The 21,383-nt window shown below is 62.4% G+C and carries 21 protein-coding genes; 10 read left to right on the top strand and 11 right to left on the bottom strand.

Going from position 1 to position 21,383, the window contains the following annotated elements; all coding sequences use genetic code 11:
- Positions 1-32: 32 nt before the first annotated feature.
- The 4 genes from FEM01_RS17600 to FEM01_RS17585 all read right to left on the bottom strand — a co-directional run bounded on the left by FEM01_RS17600 (position 33) and on the right by FEM01_RS17585 (position 4,175).
- The gene (locus FEM01_RS17600) at positions 33-1,004 is read right to left on the bottom strand and encodes a TRAP transporter substrate-binding protein (protein WP_138220758.1); all 972 of its coding nucleotides are present in this window, start codon (positions 1,002-1,004) and stop codon (positions 33-35) included.
- Between the two features lie 61 nt (positions 1,005-1,065).
- Positions 1,066-1,947, bottom strand: coding sequence for a glucurono-1,5-lactonase (locus tag FEM01_RS17595; RefSeq protein WP_138220757.1), 882 nt, complete (start codon positions 1,945-1,947; stop codon positions 1,066-1,068).
- A 21-nt stretch (positions 1,948-1,968) separates the two neighbouring features.
- Entirely contained in the window at positions 1,969-2,775 is an 807-nt protein-coding gene (locus FEM01_RS17590; RefSeq protein WP_138220756.1) for an NAD-dependent epimerase/dehydratase family protein, read from the bottom strand.
- Positions 2,776-2,930: 155 nt separating this feature from the next.
- Positions 2,931-4,175, bottom strand: coding sequence for an OprD family porin (locus FEM01_RS17585; RefSeq protein ID WP_138220755.1), 1,245 nt, complete (start codon positions 4,173-4,175; stop codon positions 2,931-2,933).
- A gap of 418 nt (positions 4,176-4,593) precedes the next feature.
- Here FEM01_RS17585 and hcnA point away from each other — a divergent pair, with 418 nt between their 5' ends.
- The 4 genes from hcnA (at position 4,594) to cfaB (ending at position 9,053) form a co-directional block, all read left to right on the top strand.
- Complete coding sequence (gene hcnA / locus FEM01_RS17580; RefSeq protein WP_138220754.1) at positions 4,594-4,908, top strand: cyanide-forming glycine dehydrogenase subunit HcnA; 315 nt, start codon at positions 4,594-4,596, stop codon at positions 4,906-4,908.
- Positions 4,905-6,299 carry a cyanide-forming glycine dehydrogenase subunit HcnB gene (gene hcnB / locus FEM01_RS17575; protein ID WP_138220753.1) on the top strand — a complete coding sequence of 465 codons (1,395 nt, stop codon included), beginning with the start codon at positions 4,905-4,907 and terminating at the stop codon, positions 6,297-6,299. The genes hcnA and hcnB overlap by 4 nt, the downstream gene beginning before the upstream one ends.
- A 2-nt stretch (positions 6,300-6,301) precedes the next feature.
- A complete protein-coding gene (gene hcnC / locus FEM01_RS17570; protein ID WP_138220752.1) occupies positions 6,302-7,534 on the top strand; it encodes a cyanide-forming glycine dehydrogenase subunit HcnC in 1,233 nt (410 codons plus the stop codon).
- Between the two features lie 334 nt (positions 7,535-7,868).
- The gene (cfaB, locus tag FEM01_RS17565) at positions 7,869-9,053 is read left to right on the top strand and encodes a C17 cyclopropane fatty acid synthase CfaB (protein ID WP_138220751.1); all 1,185 of its coding nucleotides are present in this window, start codon (positions 7,869-7,871) and stop codon (positions 9,051-9,053) included.
- Positions 9,054-9,096: 43 nt separating this feature from the next.
- Here the strand turns inward: cfaB and cls are convergent, their stop codons facing one another.
- The gene (cls, locus tag FEM01_RS17560) at positions 9,097-10,536 is read right to left on the bottom strand and encodes a cardiolipin synthase (protein ID WP_138220750.1); all 1,440 of its coding nucleotides are present in this window, start codon (positions 10,534-10,536) and stop codon (positions 9,097-9,099) included.
- Between the two features lie 130 nt (positions 10,537-10,666).
- Here cls and FEM01_RS17555 point away from each other — a divergent pair, with 130 nt between their 5' ends.
- Positions 10,667-11,194: a DUF3617 domain-containing protein gene (locus FEM01_RS17555; RefSeq protein WP_138220749.1), complete on the top strand. Its 528-nt coding sequence runs from the start codon at positions 10,667-10,669 to the stop codon at positions 11,192-11,194.
- Here FEM01_RS17555 and folE2 read toward each other — a convergent pair whose 3' ends face one another.
- Both folE2 and FEM01_RS17545 read right to left on the bottom strand, forming a co-directional pair.
- Positions 11,195-12,076 carry a GTP cyclohydrolase FolE2 gene (folE2, locus tag FEM01_RS17550; protein WP_138220748.1) on the bottom strand — a complete coding sequence of 294 codons (882 nt, stop codon included), beginning with the start codon at positions 12,074-12,076 and terminating at the stop codon, positions 11,195-11,197. It abuts the gene before it with no gap.
- A 23-nt stretch (positions 12,077-12,099) separates the two neighbouring features.
- On the bottom strand, positions 12,100-12,474 hold the full coding sequence (locus FEM01_RS17545; RefSeq protein WP_138220747.1) for a glutamine synthetase: 375 nt from the start codon (positions 12,472-12,474) through the stop codon (positions 12,100-12,102).
- 114 nt (positions 12,475-12,588) lie between these two features.
- Between FEM01_RS17545 and zigA the strand changes: the two genes are divergently transcribed.
- From zigA to FEM01_RS17530, 3 genes are all read left to right on the top strand, one after another.
- Positions 12,589-13,797: a zinc metallochaperone GTPase ZigA gene (gene zigA, locus FEM01_RS17540; RefSeq protein ID WP_138220746.1), complete on the top strand. Its 1,209-nt coding sequence runs from the start codon at positions 12,589-12,591 to the stop codon at positions 13,795-13,797.
- A gap of 35 nt (positions 13,798-13,832) precedes the next feature.
- Positions 13,833-14,426: a DUF1826 domain-containing protein gene (locus tag FEM01_RS17535; RefSeq protein ID WP_416780980.1), complete on the top strand. Its 594-nt coding sequence runs from the start codon at positions 13,833-13,835 to the stop codon at positions 14,424-14,426.
- Between the two features lie 83 nt (positions 14,427-14,509).
- On the top strand, positions 14,510-15,484 hold the full coding sequence (locus tag FEM01_RS17530; protein WP_138220744.1) for a CobW family GTP-binding protein: 975 nt from the start codon (positions 14,510-14,512) through the stop codon (positions 15,482-15,484).
- Here FEM01_RS17530 and FEM01_RS17525 read toward each other — a convergent pair whose 3' ends face one another.
- Positions 15,485-15,877 (bottom strand): DUF3301 domain-containing protein, encoded by a 393-nt coding sequence (locus tag FEM01_RS17525; RefSeq protein ID WP_138220743.1) that lies wholly within the window; start codon positions 15,875-15,877, stop codon positions 15,485-15,487.
- A gap of 119 nt (positions 15,878-15,996) precedes the next feature.
- Between FEM01_RS17525 and pdxY the strand changes: the two genes are divergently transcribed.
- Positions 15,997-16,869: a pyridoxal kinase PdxY gene (gene pdxY / locus FEM01_RS17520; protein ID WP_138220742.1), complete on the top strand. Its 873-nt coding sequence runs from the start codon at positions 15,997-15,999 to the stop codon at positions 16,867-16,869.
- 299 nt (positions 16,870-17,168) lie between these two features.
- Here pdxY and FEM01_RS17510 read toward each other — a convergent pair whose 3' ends face one another.
- Entirely contained in the window at positions 17,169-17,654 is a 486-nt protein-coding gene (locus tag FEM01_RS17510; protein ID WP_138220741.1) for an acyl-CoA thioesterase, read from the bottom strand.
- A gap of 324 nt (positions 17,655-17,978) precedes the next feature.
- On the opposite strand from FEM01_RS17510, the gene FEM01_RS17505 reads away from it, so the two are divergent.
- Complete coding sequence (locus tag FEM01_RS17505) at positions 17,979-19,739, top strand: cation:proton antiporter (protein WP_138220740.1); 1,761 nt, start codon at positions 17,979-17,981, stop codon at positions 19,737-19,739.
- 139 nt (positions 19,740-19,878) lie between these two features.
- Here the strand turns inward: FEM01_RS17505 and FEM01_RS17500 are convergent, their stop codons facing one another.
- Both FEM01_RS17500 and FEM01_RS17495 read right to left on the bottom strand, forming a co-directional pair.
- Positions 19,879-20,286 carry an SMI1/KNR4 family protein gene (locus FEM01_RS17500; protein ID WP_138220739.1) on the bottom strand — a complete coding sequence of 136 codons (408 nt, stop codon included), beginning with the start codon at positions 20,284-20,286 and terminating at the stop codon, positions 19,879-19,881.
- Positions 20,287-20,400: 114 nt separating this feature from the next.
- On the bottom strand, positions 20,401-21,252 hold the full coding sequence (locus tag FEM01_RS17495) for a Tim44 domain-containing protein (RefSeq protein WP_138220738.1): 852 nt from the start codon (positions 21,250-21,252) through the stop codon (positions 20,401-20,403).
- Positions 21,253-21,383: the final 131 nt, after the last annotated feature.

The raw sequence follows: 21,383 nt of genomic DNA, 5'->3' as shown, positions 1-21,383 counted from the left end.
GCACTGCCAGGGTCGTCTGGGAAGGGGCGAAGTTACTGTACGGCGTCGATACGCTTCATCAGGTCGGCGTACTGCGCGCCGTACTTCTCGCGTACCGGGGCGGTGGCGTCGTAGAACGGCTTGGTGTCGACACTGATGAACTCGACGCCGGCGGCCTTGAGCTTTTCTTCACTGGCTGCGGACTTGGCGTCCCACAGCACGCGCTCTTCCATCTGCGCCTCGCGGGCGACCTTTTTCACCAGCGCCTGCTGGTCGGGGGTGAGTTTGTTCCAGGTGGTCTTGGACATCACCACCGGCTCCGGCAGGATCAGGTGGTTGGTCAGGGTGAAGTACTTGGCGCTCTGGTAGTGGTTGTGTTCGAGCAGGGTCGGTGGGTTGTTCTCGGCGCCGTCGATCACCCCGGTCTGCAAGGCGCTGAAGATCTCGCCGGTGTCCATGGCGATACCGTTGCCGCCCATGGCGTTCATCATGTCGATGAACAGCGGGTTACCCTGCACGCGGATCTTCATGCCCTTGAGGTCTTCCAGGCTGCGCACGGGTTTTTTCGTGTAGAGGCTGCGCGAGCCGCCATCCATCCAGGCCAGGGCCACCAGGTTGAATGGGGAGTCGGTGATTTTGTCGAGGATTTCCTGGCCGATCTCGCCGTCGATGACCTTGCGCATGTGGGCGTGGTCGCGGAACACGAACGGCATGTTGAACACGTTCACATCCGGTACCACCGGGCCGACGATACCCAGGCTGACGCGGGTCATTTGCACGGCGCCGATCTGCGCTTGTTCGATCACTTCCTTTTCCGAGCCGAGTACGCCACCTGCGAACATCTTGAAGGTGATATCGCCATTGGTGGCCTGCTCGAGCTTCTTGCCCATGTTTTGTTCGGCGACCACGGTGGGATAGCCAGCGGGGTGGATCTCGGCGAATTTGATGTCCAGCGCCGAGGCCGGCATGGCCAGGCTGAAGGTCAGGGGGAGTACGGCAAGAAGCAGCTTGCGTTTGAAGGTCATGGTGAAACTCCGTGGTTTTTATTATCTGGTTTCGGTCGTGCAAGTGTGTGGGCCGCAGCGTTCAGCCTTGCCAGGCAGGCTCCTCCAGGCCCTTGGTGCCAGGATTGAGGGCAAATACCCCGCCCGCCAGCGGCTGGTCGCCGAGATCGGTGTTCGCAGGGCGGATAGAGGTGACGTACAGGGTGTCGAGGTCGGCGCCACCGAAGGCGCACATGGCCGGTTTTTTCACCGGCACTTCAAGCGAGCGGTCGAGGCGCCCCTGTGGGGTGAACCGGTGGATCAACCCAGCGTCGTTGCCGCAGATCCAGTAGCAGCCATCCTGGTCGATGGCAGCGCCATCCGGGCGGCCGGGGTAGTCGCGCATGTCGACGAACAACTGCTGGTTGTAGGGGGTGGCGCTGTCGGTGTCGTAATCGAACGCCCAGATCTGCTGCACGTCCGGGTGCGAGTCGGACAGGTACATGCGCCTGCCGTCTGGGCTGAAGGCCAGGCCATTGGGCACGATCATCCCGCCGTGCTGCACATGCAGTCGATGTTCGCCGTCATAGCGGTACAAGGCGCCGACGCTGGCGCCCTGCTGCATGTCCATTTGCATGGTGCCAGCCCAGAAACGGCCTTGGCGGTCACAGCGCCCGTCGTTGAAACGCATGCCGGGCTGGGCATGTTCGACGCTGGCCAACGGCGTCTGGGCGAGGCGCCCGTCGGCCTGCGCGTGCAGTTCGAAGATGCCGCTCTGCATGCCGGCAATCCAGCCCTGCGGGCCGCGGGCAATGCAGGCGAGCATTTCGTCGCCTTGCCACACCTGATGTGCGCCGTCTGCCGGGCGCCAGCGGTGCAGCTGGCGGGCGGGAATGTCGACCCAGTACAGGGCCTGTTCGCCGGCGTGCCACACCGGGCTCTCGCCGGTGCCGTTGCGGGCGTCGAGGATCAGTTCGCACGTCATGGGCAGCCCCTCTGGGGTCGATCAGTTGAAGGGGCCGGCCGCGACGAAGGCGCCGCCCTGGTAGACCATGCTCGGGTCGTCGGCGGCGGGCGCTGGCTGGGCTTGGACGGCGGCGCGGAACACCTCGGAGGTGTCCTTGGGCGCATAGCCCAAATGTTCGGCGTAACGGTTGTCCCACCACACCGTACGGTTGTTGGAGGCGCCGTAGACGATGGTGTGGCCGACGTTGGGGGTGAACAGTCCGCGCTCGATCAGTTGCACCAGGTCGTCATAGCTCAGCCAGGTGCAGAGCATGCGAGGGTTCTGTGGCTGCGGGAACGACGAGCCGATGCGGATGCTCACGGTCTCGATGCCGTAGCGGTCGAAGTAGAAGCTGGCCATGTCCTCGCCGTAGCACTTGGAAAGGCCGTAGTAGCTGTCCGGGCGGCGTGGCGAGTGCGCGTCGATGCGCTCGTCCTGGCGGTAGAAGCCGATGGTGTGGTTGGAGCTGGCGAAGATGATGCGCTTGACCCCATGCTGGCGCGCGGCCTCGTAGACATGGAATACCCCGCAGATGTTGGGGCCGAGGATGGTCTCGAAGGCGTGTTCGGTGGAGACCCCGCCAAAGTGGATGATGGCGTCCACGCCTTCGACCAGAGCATGTACGGCCGCCTTGTCGGCGAGGTCGCAGGTCACGACTTCTTCGTGCGGGCCGCGGGCGGGCTCCATGGGGCTGATGTCGGAAAGGCGCAGGACGTCGGCGTAGCCTTGCAGGCGTTCGCGAAGGACCTTGCCCAGGCCGCCTGCGGCTCCGGTGAGCAGCAGGCGCTTGAGGGGAGTGGTGGTCATGGCGGGCTCGTATTGTTTGTTGTTGTAAGTTGTCGTATGACTAAGATTATCGGCAGCGCTTTCAGGCGTTGTCAATGCTGCATTCGGGCCAGGCTGCTGTGTCTCGTCTGCCAAGCGGGCCGCGGCTTTTCCGCGCCCGCTTGGCCAAACGCCAGTTACAGCAACGACAGCGGGTAGTTGAAAATCAGTCGGTTCTCGTCGAACTCGTTGTTGCTGTAATCGCGACGAATCGACGAGTTGCGCCATTTCACGCTCAAGTCCTTGAACGCCCCGCTCTGGATCACGTAGGCCAGTTCGGTCTCGCGCACCCATTCCTTGCCGTCGGTTACCGCGCCGGTGTGCACGTTGTCGCCGCTGATGTAGCGGTTCATCAGCGTCAGCCCCGGCACCCCGACGGTGACGAAGTTGAAGTCATGGCGCAGCTGCCATGAACGTTCCTCGGCGTTGTCGAAGCTGGAGTTATAGCTGTCGTTGGCCAGGGTGCCGCCACTGGTGCCATTGACCCGCATCCAGGTGTTGCCATCTACCCGTTGCAGGCCAACCCAGAAGGTATGCCCGGCGTACTTGGCCGAGAACATGCCCGACCAGGTCTTGTTGTCCAGTTGTCCTGCGCGTGCTGCGCCGTCGTCGTCGCCGTGGAAATAACCGAGGTTCGCGCCCAAGGTCCAGGCGCCCAGCGGCTGGCTGTGGCTCAACTGCACGTATTGCTGCTGGTAGACGTCCTTGAGTTCGGCATTCCACAAGCCGATCAGGGTGCGCTTCTGGTTGAAGGTGTATTCGCCGCCGACGAAGTTGAAGCGATCAGACAGCGCGCCGCCGTAGCTCATGTCTTCCATGCTGGCGTCGTTGCGTGGGCTGTTACCACGGAACTGCCCGCCGTACAGGGTCAGGCCGGCGAATTCGTTGGAGGTTATCTGCCCGCCGCGGAAGGTCTGCGGCAGTGAGCGGCCATCATCCGAGCGCAGAATTGGCAGCACCGGCATCCACTCACCGATCTTCAGTTCAGTCTTGGAGATCCGCGCCTTGCCCGCTACTGCCAGGCGTCCGTAGTCATCGGCTGGGCGGCCATCGTCATGGCGTGGGAGAAGCCCGGTGCCATAGGTGCCGCCACCACCGTCGAGTTTCACCGACCACAGGCCCAGCACATCCACGCCGAAGCCGACCGGTCCTTGGGTGAACCCGGAGCGGGCGTCGAGGATGAAGCTTTGGGTCCATTCCTCGGCCTTGCTCTGCGGGTTGCTGGGGTTGGTGAAGTTACGGTTGATGTAGAAGTTGCGCAGCCCGAGCGTGGCTTTGGCGTCTTCGACAAAGCCCTCTGCCTGGCTGGTGGCAGGCAGGCTAGCGAAGACGCTGGCGCCGAGCAGTGCAAGGGGAAGGGGAAGGGTCTGGCCGATTTTCATTATTGTTGTGCTCCCTGAGGGTGTGGCAGCCCGTCCCGTTGCGCGCAGGCGCCAGGTTATGGGCGGTAGGTGTCCAGCCCGGAATGGGCCAGTCGATACGTGCTTGAGGAGCCGGGGTCAGCTGACCAGGGGGGGCGGCAACTTACCGTAGAGGTTTACCGGGCAAAGCAGCGGATGCAGGAAACGGACGTGTCGCGTGGCGGATGTCGACATGGTGGGGGCGCTCGTTGTTATTTTTGTTATCTGTTGTCGTACAACGTGCGGGATTATTATCAAGCGCTGCCGGGGCTGTCAATGCTTGTTCGATGCGCGTGCGTCGGGGGAGGTTTCGCGAGTGCCATCACGGCACAGGTCAATGGATCGCCATTACATTTGCCGTACTTTGCCAAGTCCGTGTATCACCAAGGATGAGAACGTCATGCAGAAAATGGAGCGTTTCCACGACATTCAGCCCCTTGAGCGCCCCGGTATCACCCTGCTGCTCAATGGCCACCCAGTAGTTGCCGCCGCAGGCGAGACCGTGCTCAGTGTGCTCAATGCCGTCGGCCTGCGGCAGGTCGCTCGTGATGACCACGGTCAGCGCAACGGTGCTTTTTGCGGTATGGGCGTGTGCCACTGCTGCCTGGTACAGATCGACGGTCGACCGAAGCGGCGTGCTTGCCAGACGCTTGTGCAGCCGGGCATGCAGGTCGAAACCCTGGTCAATCGCGTCTGCGGGGAGGTGCAGCCATGAGCCTGCGTCCCGTGATCGTCGGTGCCGGCGCTGCCGGCATGGGCGCGGCTATCGAACTGGCTGAGCACGGTGTTGGCAGCTTGCTGCTCGACGAGGCCTCGCGGCCTGGAGGTGTGGTGTATCGCGGCCCGCTGCGCGCCGGGGTCGACCTCGGCTACCTGGGCACCCGTTATGCCAAGGCCCTGAACGCACTGCACGGGGATTTCGCCGCCAGTGCCGAGCACATCGAGCTGCGCTTGAACCATCGCGTCGTCGGGGGGGACGGACAGCGGCTGATGGTGCTCGATGCCGATGAACAGCTGCATGCGATCGACTACGACGCCTTGCTGCTGGCGGCCGGTTGTCATGAACGTAACGTGCCGTTCCCCGGCTGGACCTTGCCGGGCGTGATGTTGCTCGGTGGGCTGCAACTGCAGGTCAAGAGCGGTGTGGTCAAGCCGCTTGGGCGCACCCTGATTGCTGGTACCGGCCCTTTGCTGGCGCTGGTGGCCTGTCAGCTTCACGCCGCTGGTGCCAAGGTGGCCGGGGTGTACGAGGCCTGCGCGTTCAATCGTATCGCGCGTGAAAGCCTGGCACTGATGAACAAGCCCCAATTGTTCCTCGACGGCCTGAGCATGCTGGCCTACCTGAAGCTCAACGGTATCCCCATGCACTACGGCTGGGGCGTGGTCGGCGCAGGCGGTTACAACGAGCTGCGCGAGGTCAGCGTGGCGCCGTATGGCACCGACTGGCAACCGGACATGAGCCGCGTGCAACGTGAGGTGGTGCAGACCCTCGCGGTGGGCTACGGCTTCATACCGCGTACCCAACTGAGCCAGCAACTGGGCCTTGCCCATGGGTTCAGCGAAGAGGGATACCTGCGCCCGGAGTGTTCGGTCTGGCAACAGAGCAGCCAGCCGAACATTCACCTGGCCGGCGACATGGCCGGTATCCGTGGCGGCGAGGCCGCCATGCTGACTGGGCGGATTGCCGCCGTATCGATGCTCCACCAGAGGGGCACGCTGGATGCCGAGCAGGCCCTCGACAAGCGTGAGCGCTACCTGGGCAAGCTGGCGGCGATCATGCGCTTTCGCTCGGGTGTCGAGCGCTACACCGCGCGCGGCACCGCACAGCTCGAACTGCCACAGCCTGACACGGTGATTTGCCGCTGCGAGCACGTCACCCGCCAGCAGATCGACCAGGCGCTGGAGCAGGGTGTGCAAGACATGGCTAGCTTGAAAATGCGCACACGGGTGAGCATGGGCGATTGCCAGGGGCGTATGTGCGTGGGCTATTGCAGCGATCGGTTGCGCAGCGCCACCGGGCGCCAGGACGTAGGCTGGCTGCGCCCGCGTTTCCCGGTCGACCCCATCCCGCTCTCGGCATTCGAAGCACTAGGCACGGAGGCCTGAACATGACCAGACACTATGACATCATCATCGCTGGCGGCGGTGTAATTGGCGCCTCTTGCGCCTACCAGCTGTCCAAGCGCGGCAATTTGCGTATCGCGCTGATCGACAGCAAGCGTCCAGGCAACGCGACCCGTGCGTCGGCGGGCGGATTGTGGGCCATTGGTGAATCAGTGGGGCTTGGCTGCGGGGTGATTTTCTTTCGCATGATGTCCTCGCTCAGCAAGCGCGAGGCCAACGGTGCAGCGGTGGTGGTCGATGCAAGCACGCCGCATATCCTGCCGGACTGTTTCTTCGATTTTGCGTTGCAGTCCAATGCGATGTATCCACAGCTGCATCGCGAACTGATCGAGCGTCACGGCATGGACTTCAAGTTCGAACGTACCGGGCTCAAGTACATCCTCCAGGACGAAGAGGATCAATGCTACGCCGAGCATATCGTGCGGCAAATTCCCCACCTGGCCGATCAGGTGCGCTGGCTCGACCGGGCGGCCCTGCGCGCGGCGGAACCTGCTGTCACGTTGCGGGCCAATGGCGCTCTGGAGTTCCTGTGCGATCACCAGGTCAGCCCATTTCGCCTGGGCGATGCGTTTCTCGAAGCGGCGCGGCAGAACGGTGTCGATCTATACCCCAACGTTGATGTCAGTGGCGTGCTGCATCAGGGCGGGCGTATCCAGGGCGTGTGCACCGAGCAGGCGGGCGAGTTTCACTGCGATACGCTGATCAATGCTGCTGGCGCCTGGGCGGCGCAACTCAGCGAATGGGCGACCGGGCAGAGCATTCCGGTCAAGCCGGTGAAAGGGCAGATCGTCCTGACCGAACGGCTGCCCAAGTTGCTTGAAGGCTGCATCACCACCAGTGACTGCTACATGGCGCAGAAGGACAACGGTGAAATCCTGATCGGCAGCACTACCGAGGAGAAGGGCTTCGATGTCAGCAACACCTTCCCCGAAATCAGTGCGTTGGTGCAGGGTGCCGTGCGCTGTGTGCCTCAGCTGGCGCAGGTGAACCTTAAACGCACCTGGGCCGGTTTGCGGCCGGGATCGCCGGACGAGCTGCCGATCCTCGGACCTGTGGATAATGTCGCGGGCTACTTCAATGCCTGTGGACACTTCCGTACCGGCATTCTGACCTCGGCGATCACTGGGGTCGTGCTGGACAAAGTTATCCACAATGAGGCGTTGCCGCTGGATATCACGCCGTTCCTGGCGTCGAGGTTCACCAGCGGGGCGGCGTGAAAGGCCAATAAGAACGCGGGCACGCCGGCAGTTTACACCGACGTGCCCATGTTGGCCGGCGTCAGAGGATCAGATCTGCATCGCCATCCTATCCACACCCATCGCCGCCTGGTGCAGGGCTTCTGAGCCGGTGGCGACTGGGATGTGAGACAGTGCAGTGGGCAAGGTCAGTCCGAGCGGGATAAGCTGCATACAATCTGCTGGCCAAGCGTTCCAGGCCCTGCGCAGCACGGTCGTGATGACCGGAAACTTCGTACGAATGAACTACCCTCATCCGATGGCGTCGCAACAGTAACGCTGCGATGTCCTGTCCAGAATGAAGGGAGGGTCATGAATGCTTGCGCAACTTCCACCTGCGTTGCAGAGCCTGCACTTGCCTTTGCGCGTGAAGCTATGGGATGGCAATCAGTTCGATCTTGGGCCAAGCCCGCAGGTCACCATACTGGTCAAGGAGCCCCAACTGATCAGCCAGCTCACGCACCCTAACCTGGACGAGCTTGGCTCGGCGTTCGTTGAAGGCAAGCTTGAGCTTGAGGGGGATATCGGCGAGGTCATTCGCGTCTGCGACGAACTCAGTGAAGCACTGCTCAAGGACGAACAGGACGTACTGCCGGTGCGCACCGCTCACGACAAGCGCACGGACGCTGAGGCGATTTCCTACCACTACGACCTTTCCAATGCGTTCTACCAGCTATGGCTGGACCCGGACATGGTCTATTCCTGCGCCTACTTCAAGGCGCCCGACAATACCCTGGCCCAAGCCCAACAGGACAAGTTCGACCACCTGTGCCGCAAGCTGCGCCTGCAAGACGGCGACTACCTGCTGGATGTCGGCTGCGGCTGGGGCGGCCTTTCGCGCTTCGCTGCCCGCGAGTACGGCGCCAAGGTGTTCGGCATCACCTTGAGCAAGGAGCAACTGAAACTAGCGCGGCAACGGGTGAAGGACGAAGGATTGGCCAACAAGGTCGACTTGCAGATCCTCGATTACCGCGACCTGCCGCAGGACGGCCGCTTCGATAAAGTCGTCAGCGTCGGGATGTTCGAGCACGTCGGCCATGCCAACCTGGCACTGTATTGCCAGCGCCTGTTCGGTGCGGTGCGCGAAGGGGGCTTGGTGATGAACCACGGCATCACTGCCAAGCACATCGATGGCCGTCCGGTGGGCCGTGGTGCGGGCGAGTTCATCGACCGTTACGTCTTCCCCCATGGGGAGTTGCCGCATCTGTCGATGATCACCGCGAGCATCTGCGAGACAGGCCTGGAGGTGGTGGATGTGGAGAGCCTGCGCCTGCACTACGCCAAGACGCTCAACCACTGGAGCGAGAACCTGGAGAACCAGTTGCAGCGCGCTGCTGCATTGGTGCCGGAAAAGACCTTGCGGATCTGGCGACTGTACCTGGCCGGTTGCGCCTATGCCTTTACCAAGGGCTGGATCAACCTGCATCAGATCCTCGCGGTGAAGCCGTTCGCTGACGGTCGGCATGACCTACCGTGGACCCGTGAGGACCTTTATCGCTGATCGCCTGGGCGCTGCCGGGCCCCTGCGCGGGGCCGGCGCAGGCTTACAGGATCGGTGAAATCAGCCGCGCGATACGCATGCCCAGTTGTTGCAAGCGATGGGTGTCGCGACTGTCTTCGGCGCTGATCTCCCTGGCGTGCTCGAAGTCATGCAGCAGCATCTGCTCGACCTGATCGGCGAAGGCGCGGTCGATGGTCAGCAGGGTGATCTCGAAATTCAGGCGGAAGGAGCGGTTATCCAGGTTGGCGCTGCCAATGGCGCTGACTTCGTCGTCCACCAGTACCACTTTCTGGTGCAGGAAACCCGGCTGATACCTGAACATCCGCACTCCCGCACGTACCGCCTCGAAGGCGAACAGGCTGGACGCGGCGTAGACGATGCGATGATCGGGCCGCGAGGGGATCAGGATGCGCACATCCACGCCGCGTAGCACTGCCAGGCGCAGGGCGGCGAAAACCGCCTCGTCGGGGATGAAGTAGGGACTGGTGATCCATACCCGGTGGGAGGCCGAGTGAATGGCTTCGAGGAAGAACAGCGCGCAGGTCTCCTGTGGGTCGGCCGGGCCGCTGGCCAGGGCCTGGCAGAGGACGCCATCCTCAGGGTATGTGTCGGGGAGGATCAGCGGTGGCAACTGACGCGTGGCCCAATACCAGTCTTCGGCGAACGACTCCTGCAAACAGGCCAGCACCGGACCGCTGATCTGAACATGCGTGTCGCGCCAAGGCGATAGCTGTGGGTGGCCCCCCAAGTACTCGTCACCCACATTATGCCCACCCAGAAATCCTGTCAGGCCATCTACCACCACGATCTTGCGATGGTTGCGGAAGTTGACCTGAAAGCGGTTGAACCAGCCTCGGCGCGTGGCGAACGCCTGGATCTGCACGCCGCCGTCGCGCAGGGTCTGGCTGTAGCGCGCGGGCAGGGCATGGCTGCCGACCCGGTCGTACAGCACGTACACCCGCACCCCTTCGGCGGCCTTGCGCAGCAACAGCTGCTGTAACTGCTGGCCAAGTACGTCGTCATGGATGATGAAAAACTGCACCAGTACCGTGTCGTGGGCATGCTCAATGGCGGCGAAGATCGCCTCGAAGGTGGCCTTGCCATCGATCAGCAGCTTGACCTGGTTGTTGGCCAGGCATGGCATGCGCCCCAGCTTGGGCATCGCGCGCAGCGCCGCATAGCTGTCCGACTCGCGAGCGGTCAGGGCCTCCTCGACCCAAGGCCGCCAGTTGAGGCTGGCCATAGCCACGTGCATTTCCTGGTTGGCCTGACGTCGCGCCTGGATATACGCATAGAACGAACGGGCGCCGAAGACCAGATATGGGATCAGCGCCAGATAGGGAATGAAGAACAGTGGCATTGCCCAGGCGATCGCGCCTTGGGCAGTACGCACGGTGAACACCGCGTGCAAGGCCGCGATGATGCCGATGAGATGGATCAGGCCGAGCACGTAACCGAAGAAGTAGGGGCTGTGGTAATCCATACGCATCCTGCTTGCCGAGAGTACTGCTGCCTAACAGATCACGTTCATGGGGGTGGCTGCAACCCGCGGGCTAAAATGACGTCTAACGGCACAGTCCGGCCAGTGCCGGTATTTCGAGGAGCGTTGATCCATGAAGAATCGTCTGCCACTGCTTGCCCTGATCCTGGGATTAGGTAGCCCGTTGGTGCACGCGCAGATGTTGCAACCCGGCTTGTGGGAGCTGACCACCAGCAACATGCAGGTCGATGGCAAGCCGCTGCCGGACATGGAGTTCATGCTAGGCCAGCTGAAGAACCTGCCGCCCGAGCAACGGGCGATGATGGAGGGTGTGCTGGCCAAGCAAGGCATCACCGTGGCCGGCAAGGGCGTGCGCTCGTGCCTGACACCGGAGCAGGTCAAGACCGATGACATCCCGCTGCAGGATCCCCAGTCCGGCTGCACTCAGAAGATTACCGAACGCACGGGTAATGTGTGGAAGTTCCAGTTCAGCTGCCCCAAGGCTCAGGGACAGGGGCAGGCGACCTTCCTCAGCGACCGTGAATTCCTGACCAAGGTGAACGGCACCTTCAATGCCTCTGGTGTGCAACAGCAGGGCAGCATGGACACCCGGGCGGTCTGGCTGGGCAGTGATTGCGGTAGCGTGAAGCCGCGCACCTGATTACCAGCGCCACTGACTGGTGGCCACCGCGTCGTGGGCATGCAGGCTCTCTGCATGCTCCACGCGCAGCCGGAATCCGCTGACCCCATCCGCCTGGCGCAAGGCCAGGTGCAGGCGCCGCGCCGCATCCTCACAGAACATCAGGTTTTGGCCGTTGGCCAAGGCGAATGCCTGCTCGTCCGCGCGTTTTACTGCCGTCTGCACCGCAGTGCCGAGAGCAGCTTCAGCCTGGTCAATCAGCTCGGTGAGCCGAAACTCATCGGCGTCGAGACGCACCTGTAGCTTGGCCAAGCTGCGCTGGCTGTGGGGTGTGGCGACGATGCCGGTGCTGCTGCCCAGCCATTGGTGTACGCGGTGCCGCTCCAGTGTGGTGGCCGTGAAGTCCCGCTCGAATTGCGCCTGAATCAGTTGCCGGGCGAGGGCCGCCGAACAGGGGCAGGTGGAGGAGTAGGGGATGTCTACGGATAGTTCCACGTGGAACATTTCGTGTTCCAGGCGTGCATCGAGGCTGACCGGATACTGCTTCCAGCCGGCCAGCGGGCTGACCAGTGCGGCGCGTTTGAGCATGTGAGCGAACCGCAGGCGCAGGTAGGCGCGTCTTGCAAGGCCTTCGTGGCTGGCCAGAAAACACTCCAGCACCTGATGTAGCAACGGCCTGCTCAAGGCTTGCTGTTCCAGCCGTTCCAGTGCCAGGTACAACCGCGACATATGAATGCCGCGGGCACTGCCCTCATCCAGGCTGACGCCGGCGTCGGCGTATGCGTTCAGGTGTCGTCCTTCGAACTGTACGGGCAGGGCGATACCGCACATCCCCACCCAATCCAGGGGCAGGGATTGCTCGCTGCTTTGTGCGGCGATATCAGGGAGGGTGAAGTGGGTCATGGCATACATCCTGGAAGGTAATTTCAGCGGCAACCGCCGATGAGGCTGCAATGAAGATCGAAGCGCTGGCCGCTGGAGCTGGATACACGGTTGAGCGTGGTCCAGCCGATGCGCCGGCTGTACCCGACCCAGGCCTCGCCGTCGCTGGCCAGGCCGGTGAAGAAGGTCAACGCGCCATAGCGGCTGTTGGTCTGTGCCCACAGGCGCTTGCTGGCCTGCTCGTAGCCGCGCAGGTAGAAGGTGCTGCCTTCGGTACGCACGCTGTAGTAATTGCCTTTGTGGTCCTGGCAGGCGAGTAGGGTCGCGCTGCGCGTGCACAGCGCCAGGTCGGTGCGGGGCATGGCGAATAAGGGCAGCGGCAGTGCGGCCAGCAGTGCCAAGGCACAGGACAATTTCATCGATGACGCTCTCCAGACAACCGTTCGGTGGGAACGGCTTGGCCAAAGTGTATTGTTATACTATAACATTGTGCAACGCATCGTTTCGAATGCACCTGCCCGATGAGGTCCGCCATGCCCAACCGCTTACCTGTCACCGTACTTTCCGGCTTCCTCGGTGCCGGCAAGAGCACATTGCTCAACCATGTCCTGCGTAACCGCGACGACTTGCGCGTCGCGGTGATCGTCAATGACATGAGCGAAATCAACATCGATGCCAGCGAGGTGCAGCGCAACGTCAGTTTGAACCGCGCTGAAGAGAAGCTGGTGGAGATGAGCAACGGCTGCATCTGCTGCACCTTGCGCGAAGACCTGCTGGAAGAGGTGGCACGCTTGGCACGCGAGGGCCGCTTCGATTACCTGCTGATCGAATCGACCGGTATTTCCGAGCCGCTGCCGGTGGCCGAGACGTTCACCTTCCGTGACGAGCAAGGTCGCAGCCTATCGGACATGGCGCGCTTGGACACGATGGTCACGGTGGTCGATGGCCTGAACTTCCTGAACGATTATCAGGCGGCCGACAGCTTGGCGAGCCGCGGTGAAACCTTGGGCGAGGAGGACGAGCGTTCGATCAGCGACTTGTTGATCGAGCAGGTAGAGTTCGCCGATGTGTTGTTGCTGAGCAAGATCGACTTGATCAGCCAAGCTGAGCGTGAAGAACTCATGGCTATCCTGCGTCGCCTCAACCCTCGAGCGCAGATCGTTCCGATGGTGATGGGTCAGGTGGCTTTGTCGCGCATCCTCGACACCGGTCTGTTCGACTTCGAGCAGGCTGCCCAGGCGCCGGGGTGGCTTCAGGAGTTGCGCGGCACGCACCTCCCGGAGACCGAGGAGTACGGCATTGCCGCTACCACCTGGCAGGCCCGTCGTCCCCTGCATCCGCAGCGCTTCTTCGACTTTATCCACAAGCCGTGGAGCAACGGTCGGCTGCTGCGCTCCAAGGGATTCTTCTGGCTGGCCAGCAAGTACCAGGAGGCTGGGAGTTGGTCGCAGGCTGGCGGCATGATGCGCCATGGCCTGGCCGGGCGTTGGTGGCGGTTCGTGCCACGGGAGCAGTGGCCACAGGATGAGGCCGACACCGTAGAAATCCTCAAGCACTGGTCCGCCGAGAGCGGTGATTGCCGGCAGGAGCTGGTGTTCATCGGGCAGAACATCGACTTCGAAAAATTATCCACAGCGCTGGAAGCCTGTTTGCTCAGCGACGAGGAAATGGCTCTCGGTCCGATGGCCTGGCGGGGCTTGGCGGACCCGTTCGGTCCCTGGATCGAGGAGATGGCAGCGTGAGGTTGGCGCCCAAGTCTGTGGATATCTGCCAGGTGATGGCGACTTCGGCGCAGGTGATGACCGATATTTTGCGCGACGACGTCAATTTGGCCATCTGGCAGCGGCAGTTGCCGGCCCAAGTCGAGGATTTCGCTGCGCTGGTGCTCAGCCTGGGCCAGGCGCTGGCCGACGAGCGAGAAATCGATGTGGACGAGCAACAGCCGCCTCGCCTTGAGGGCTTGCTGCGTGAGGCGGCCGACCTGCATGGCTATGCAGGATTCGTCGCCGACGTCGAGTGGCTGGTGGCGGCGTACACCTGCCTGCTGGGGGCCCGCCGCATTGGCTTGCGCCTGCGGGTGCTGGACGGCGCCATGTGCCCACGTTTTCACGTGGACCATGTGCCGCTGCGATTGTTGACCACCTACAGCGGTGCGGGGAGCGAATGGCTTGAAGAGGGCATGATCGATCGACGACGCCTGCTCAGCGCTCCGCCGCCTGTGGATAACATTCAGCGTCTGTTGACTGGCGAGGTGGCATTGCTCAAGGGTGAGAAGTGGCAAGGCAACGAGGGCCGGGGGCTTATCCACCGGTCCCCGCTGACCCCTGTTGGCCAACGCCGTTTGTTGTTGAGCTTGGATTGGTTGGGCTGAGGGGACAGCCGTGGCTTGCTCCGCGACGCGTTCAATGCTCCTATCGCGGGCACGCCGTCGCTCTTACAAGGTGCCACCTGACGATGTTGCAGAACATTCCCACCCACGTGATCGCCGGGCCCCTGGGCGCCGGCAAGACCAGCCTGATTCGCCACCTGTTGGCACAACGCCCGGCCAGCGAGCGCTGGGCGGTGCTGGTCAACGAGTTCGGCCAGGTTGGTCTGGATGCTGCCTTGCTGGCGTGCGATGACGACGGTATCGCCATCGGCGAGGTGGCCGGTGGTTGCCTGTGTTGTGTAAACGGCATGCCCTTTCAGGTCGGCTTGGGTCGACTACTGCGCAAAGCCCGACCGAACCGGGTGTTCATCGAGCCCTCGGGGCTCGGCCATCCGCTTCAACTGTTGCAGCAGCTGGGGCAGTCGCCTTGGGCGGGAGTGTTGGCTGTGCAGCCTCTGCTGATGGTGCTGGACGCTCAAGCGCTGGCGCGCGGTGAGCGTCTGGCGCAGGCTCAGCAAGCGGCATTGGCAATGACTGCGCTGCTGGTATTCAACAAGTCGGACTCTGTGGACGACGCGCATCGCCTGTTGATAACCAAGGCCTTGCCGGACATTCGGGCGTTTTGGACTACCCAAGGTACTTTGCCGCTGAATCTGCTGCCAGGTTTTTCCACCGTCGGCGAGCGTACAGCCGCGCTTTCCAGGCTGCCTGTGGACAACTCACCTATCGTCCCGGCTGCATTGTGGACAGACCCCACCCAGCCAATTTGCCAGGCGCAGGCAGGCGAGGGCGGCTGGAGTGTCGGTTGGCGCTGGCACCCGACGCAGCGCTTCGATCTGGCGCACCTACAACGCTTTCTGCATCACTGGGCGTGGCAGCGTGCCAAGGGGGTTATCCACAGTCCGGGCGGGTGGCAGTCGTTCAACACCCTCGCGGGTGCCGATGTGCAGTGGCAGCCGAGCGAATGGCGCAAGGATTCACGCCTGGAGCTGATCTTCGATGCGCCACAGCCTTTGGCAGACCTGCAAGCGGGGCTGGCAGCGTGCAGGCTGCACAGCTGATCAGTTGCGCCAGCGGTTATGTTCCTGGCGCCACTGCTGCATCTCGATCACATTGTCGGTACGTGGTGGGGTCTTGATCTCGAACGGGTAGGGAGCCAGCTCGATGTGCAGGGTGTGTGCCCCGAACTGGGTGACCGTGCCGGGGTGGCGCTGCTCGCCGGTGACCGTGAACTCGAAGTTGTAGATGCGCGCCAGGCGTTTCTTGCCGTTAGCGTCACGCACGAAGCCGATGCGCTTGAGCGCCACCGCGTCGTCGAGCAGTTCCAGGTCGAGCTTGGCGCAATGTTGCTTGACCCGCGCCAGGGCCTTTTCGCGCAGCCCATGGTTGTGCCACAGCCAGGCGCCTGCGGTCGCCACCAGCATCAGGACGAAAAGGTTTTCCAGGGTCAGCATTTGCGTTCGCTCCAGACAGGTCGATCCAGCTTAACTGCGTCTCTGGCCTGTCGTACAGATGGCATTCGGGTTCATACTGCGGGCCGCACATTTTTCACATGGTTTCGGAAACTTCCTGCATGAAACGTACGCCGCACCTGCTCGCCATCCAGTCCCACGTCGTCTTCGGGCACGCCGGCAACAGCGCCGCGGTGTTTCCCATGCAGCGGGTGGGGGTCAATGTCTGGCCGCTCAACACCGTACAGTTCTCCAACCACACTCAGTATGGACAGTGGGCCGGAGAAGTGCTCGCCCCAGCGCAAATTCCTGCGTTGGTGGAAGGCATTTGCAATATCGGCGAGTTGGGCAACTGTGACGCCGTGCTGTCGGGGTACCTGGGCAGTGCCGAGCAGGGCCGGGCGATCCTGGCTGGGGTGGCGCGGATCAAGGCCGCCAACCCCAAGGCGCTGTACCTGTGCGATCCGGTGATGGGGCATGCCGAGAAGGGTTGCGTGGTTCCGGCCGAGGTCAGCGACTTCCTGCTCTACGAGGCCGTGGCACAGGCCGATATCCTCTGCCCCAACCAACTGGAGCTGGACAGCTTTTGTGGCCGCCGCGCCGAGTCGCTGGCGGACTGCGTGGGTATGGCCCGCAGCCTACTGGCCCGTGGACCAAAGGTGGTGCTGGTCAAGCACCTGAACTACCCCGGTCGTGCGCAGGATGCGTTCGAGATGTTGCTGGTGAGCGCCCAAGGCAGCTGGCACCTGCGCAGGCCGCTGCTGGCCTTCCCGCGCCAGCCAGTGGGCGTTGGCGATCTGACCTCGGGCCTGTTCCTGGCCCGCGTGCTGCTGGGCGATGACTGGGTGCAGGCCTTCGAGTTCACGGCAGCTGCCGTGCATGAGGTGCTGCTCGAAACCCAGGCCTGCGCCAGCTACGAGTTGCAGCCGGTGCGGGCCCAGGACCGTATCGCCCATCCGCGGGTGCGCTTCGAGGCGCAGCGGATCAACCTCTGAGCCGAGGTGGCGCGCACTGTAGGAGCGGCCTTGCCGGGGCCTAGCCCATCGCGGCGCAAGGCCGCTCTCATAGAACTACACATAACTTTTTGATTTAGCAGGTACCTGTGGGAGCGGGCTTGCCCGCGAACACCGGCGAAGCCGGTGCCATACACCGAGTCGCCTGCTTCGCGGGCAAGCCCGCTCCCACAGGGTACGCGGCGCGCTTGCGAAATCAGTTCTCTGCACGACAGCGCAGCCCGGCAGGGCTGGGTGAACTCCTACAAAGACCGTGTTAAGCCAACGAGTGGTGTTGCCGATCAGATCGAATCGGCCTTCAGGTTCTGGTAGCGCTGCTCCAGTTCCTGGCGGATCTGGCGGCGCTGCTGGCCTTGCAGGAAGCGGCGCTTCTCTTCGGCGGTTTCGGGCTGGCGGGGAGGGACCTGCACCGGGCGGCGGTTATCGTCCACCGCGACCATGGTAAAGAAGCAACTGTTGGAATGGCGTACCGAGCGCTCGCGGATATTCTCGGTCACCACCTTGATGCCTACTTCCATCGACGTATTGCCGGTGTAGTTGACCGAGGCCAGGAATGTCACCAGCTCGCCCACGTGCACGGGCTCGCGGAAGATCACCTGGTCCACCGACAGGGTCACGCAGTAGCTGCCGGCATAGCGGCTCGCGCAAGCGTAGGCAACTTCATCGAGATACTTGAGCAGGGTGCCGCCATGTACGTTGCCAGAGAAGTTGGCCATGTCCGGGGTCATCAGGACAGTCATCGACAACTGGGCGTTTCCAGGTTCCATAGTGAGCTCACGGTGAGGTTGCGCTGAAACGGGGCGGGTATCTGCTGACACTTCTGTTCCCCTCTTTGAGGTTTCCCATCCTGTTACGGGACGTCGCCTGACGCGCCGTCGTCACGCCGATCTTGCCACCAGCGGCGCTGGATCTGCCGATCTGTTTCCGCATATTGCACAGGCAATGTGCAGCGAGACGCAATGTTAACCTGACAGCACCCATGCAACGTGGGCTTTTCCACCTATCACTACAGTATGTGTCTGCTTCCAGTTTCAGAGCGATCTGGCAGAGGAGTGGTCGGCCCGTGCATCGAGACAAGGAGTATTCACGCCATGCATGCCATCAGCTTCATCCAGGACCTGGCGGTGATCATGCTGGTCGCCGGGGTGGTGACCATTCTCTTCCATCGTCTCAAGCAGCCAGTGGTGCTGGGCTATATCGTCGCTGGCTTCATCATTGGCCCGCACACCCCACCTTTCGGGCTTATCCATGATGAGGACACGATCAAGACCCTCGCCGAACTGGGCGTGATCTTCCTGATGTTCTGCCTGGGCCTGGAATTCAGCCTGCGCAAGTTGTTCAAGGTGGGCGCCACGGCGTTCATCGCGGCGTTCCTGGAAATCGTCCTGATGATCTGGATCGGCTTCGAGATCGGCCGCTGGTTCGGCTGGAGCACCATGGACTCGCTGTTCCTCGGCGCGATCCTGGCGATCTCTTCGACCACCATCATCGTCAAGGCGCTCAATGACCTGAAGATGAAGAACGAGCGCTTCGCCCAGCTGATCTTCGGGGTATTGATCGTCGAGGACATCCTCGGCATTGGCATCATCGCGCTGCTGTCGGGTATCGCCGTCAGCGGCACGGTGAGTTCGGGTGAAGTGTTCTCCACCGTGGGCAAGCTATCGCTGTTCATGATCGTCGCGCTGGTGATCGGTATTCTGCTGGTGCCACGCTTGTTGGCCTATGTGGCCAAGTTCGAAAGCAACGAGATGCTGCTGATCACCGTGCTGGGGCTGTGCTTCGGTTTCTGCCTGCTGGTGGTCAAGCTCGAGTACAGCATGGTGCTGGGCGCCTTCCTGATCGGCGCGATCATGGCCGAATCGCGCGAGCTGCTGAAGATCGAACGTTTGATCGAGCCGGTTCGCGACCTGTTCAGTGCCATTTTCTTCGTCGCCATCGGCCTGATGATCGACCCTGCGATTCTGATCGAGTATGCCTGGCCGATCATGGTGATCACCCTGGCCGTGGTGCTAGGCAAGATGCTCTCGTGCGGCATGGGCGCGTTCATTGCCGGCAACGATGGACGCACCTCGCTGCGCGTCGGCATGGGGCTTTCACAGATTGGCGAATTTTCGTTCATCATCGCGGCGCTGGGCATGACCTTGCAGGTCACCAGCGACTTCCTCTACCCGGTTGCCGTCGCAGTGTCGGCCATCACCACCTTGTTGACGCCGTACCTGATCCGCGCGGCGGATCCGCTGTCGATTCGCCTAGGTAAGGTCGTCCCTAGTCGTCTGTCCCGGGTACTGTCGTTGTACGGCGAATGGCTGCGCAGCATCCAGCCCCAGGGTGAAGGTGCCATGCTGGCGGCGATGATCCGGCGCATCCTGTTGCAGGTGGGGGTCAATCTCGCGCTGGTGATCGCAATCTTCTTCAGCGGCGGCTACTTTGCCGGGCGCATCGCGGCTTGGCTGAGTGAATGGGTGGTCGACGTCGGCCAGCAGAAGGCGCTGATCTGGGGCGCGGCGCTGCTGCTGTCGCTGCCGTTCCTGATCGCGGCGTACCGCAAGCTCAAGGCACTGTCGATGCTGCTGGCGGAAATGGGCGTCAAGCCGGAGATGGCCGGGCGTCATACCCAGCGTGTGCGCCGGGTGATCGCCGAGGTGATTCCGCTGTTGTCGCTGTTGGTGATCTTCCTGCTGCTGGCGGCGCTGTCGGCGAGCATCTTGCCGACCAGCGAGCTGCTGCTGATCATCGTGGTGGTGGCGGCGGGGGTGGTAGCCCTGCTATGGCGCTGGTTCATCCGCGTGCATACACGCATGCAGATTGCCTTGCTGGAGACGCTGGAGAACCACCGCGATCATTCGCATTGAGCGTAACGAGCGCTTTCTGCGCAAGATTTCATCGTCGTCCGAGGGGATGGAGCGGTAGCGATGTCGCCAGGCGCAGAAAGCCTGGCGATTTTACGCAGTTGGTGGCCATGGGCTACTATTTTATGCGGATAATGCTCATTCAGCTTTCCAGCCAGACGTCCCGGGCCCAGTGCCAAACCGATTCCCAGCTCTCCTCGGTGACGATTTCTTCATCGCCGGACCACAGCACCACGGTGCCGTCTTCTTCCACGCAATAGTAGTCGTCGCCGTCCTGGCAGAGCGGGATGAGGTCGCGCGGTACGCCGGCATCCCAGGCGTTGGCGGCCACGTCTGGCAGGTAGGTATGCGATTGTGGGTCTGTAACGGTCACCGGCTCCAAGCTGCCATAGACGACATCGCTGACAGTGAGCAGGTATTCCTTGAATACGAAAGGAATGTTGATGAACAGCTGTTCTTCGATTTCGACCAGTTGATCTTCATCGGGAAGTTCGAGCGGTACCGGTACCGGCTCGCTTGCTTCTCGGAGTTGTTCGATCACTTCTTCCACGGTTCACGTCCTCTAGCCTTGATGACAACGCTGCGCGTTATACCCTAGTAGCCCGCTCTGGCAAAAGCAAAAACCCCGGGACAGGCCCGGGGTTTTGTGTGCAACGTGCGGCGGTTAACCGTTCTGGCGGATACCGGCCAGCATCCAGGGCTGGTTTTCGCCCTGGGCGCGTTCCATGTGCCAGCTTTCGTTGAACGCTTCGCCTTGGTCGAAACGCGAGGACTTCGACACGCCACGGAAGGTGAGGGTGGCGATGGTCTTGTCGGCGCGATCTTCGACGCCTTCCAGTTGCACATCAAGGTCGTCGATGTAGGTGGACTGGAAGCCATCGCCTTGCTCGGCACGCTCGCGCTTGAGGAACTCAAGCATCTGCGGAGTGACGAATTCGGCGATCTTGTCCATCTCGTTGGCGTCCCAGTGCTGCTGCAGCGACTGGAAGTGCGAACGGGCGGCGGCCAGGAAGCTGGCTTCGTTGAACCAGGCTGGCGCATTGATCACTGGGGCGGCAGCAGGGGCTGCGGAACCACCGAAGATCGACTGCGGTGCGGCCTGAGGCTGCACTTCACGCTGATACGGCGCGTGGCCGGCGGCAGCGACTTGCGGCTGCTGCTGACGACGACGCGCGGCAATGAAGCGGAACACCAGGAAGGCAACCAGGCCCATCAGCAGGAAGTCGAGGATCTGCATACCCTCGAAGCCGTCACCCATGAACATGGAGGCCAGCAGGCCACCGGCGGCGATACCGGCCAGAGGGCCCAACCAGCGCGAAGCGCCGCTGGCGGCGGCTGGGGCACGGCCCGGAGCGGTCGGGGCGGCAGCTGGCGTGGCCGGTGCGGCCTGGCGGGTTTGGTGGATCGGCGCGGAGCCCGAGCTCTTGCCGCCACCGAAGCGCTTGGCGGCGTTGGCGTCGAGGCTCAGCGTCAGGCTGACGCAGAGCGCCAGAGCGATGCTAAGAAAACGTTGCATAAGTTGGGGGTTCCCATTTTGTGGATTGCACGCGCGCCATGGTGCACATGAAGGGGCAGACATGACCAGCGACAAGATGTTTCGAGCTTTTGCCTAACAGTCGGAAAGTTGGACAGCGGCTGTATGAAGGT

It is taken from the genome of Pseudomonas mosselii (assembly GCF_005796105.1).
Classification (GTDB): Bacteria; Pseudomonadota; Gammaproteobacteria; order Pseudomonadales; family Pseudomonadaceae; genus Aquipseudomonas; species Aquipseudomonas mosselii_C.
The sequence above is the reverse complement of the archived record's forward strand: the minus strand, read 5'-3'. Positions and strand labels throughout refer to the sequence as shown.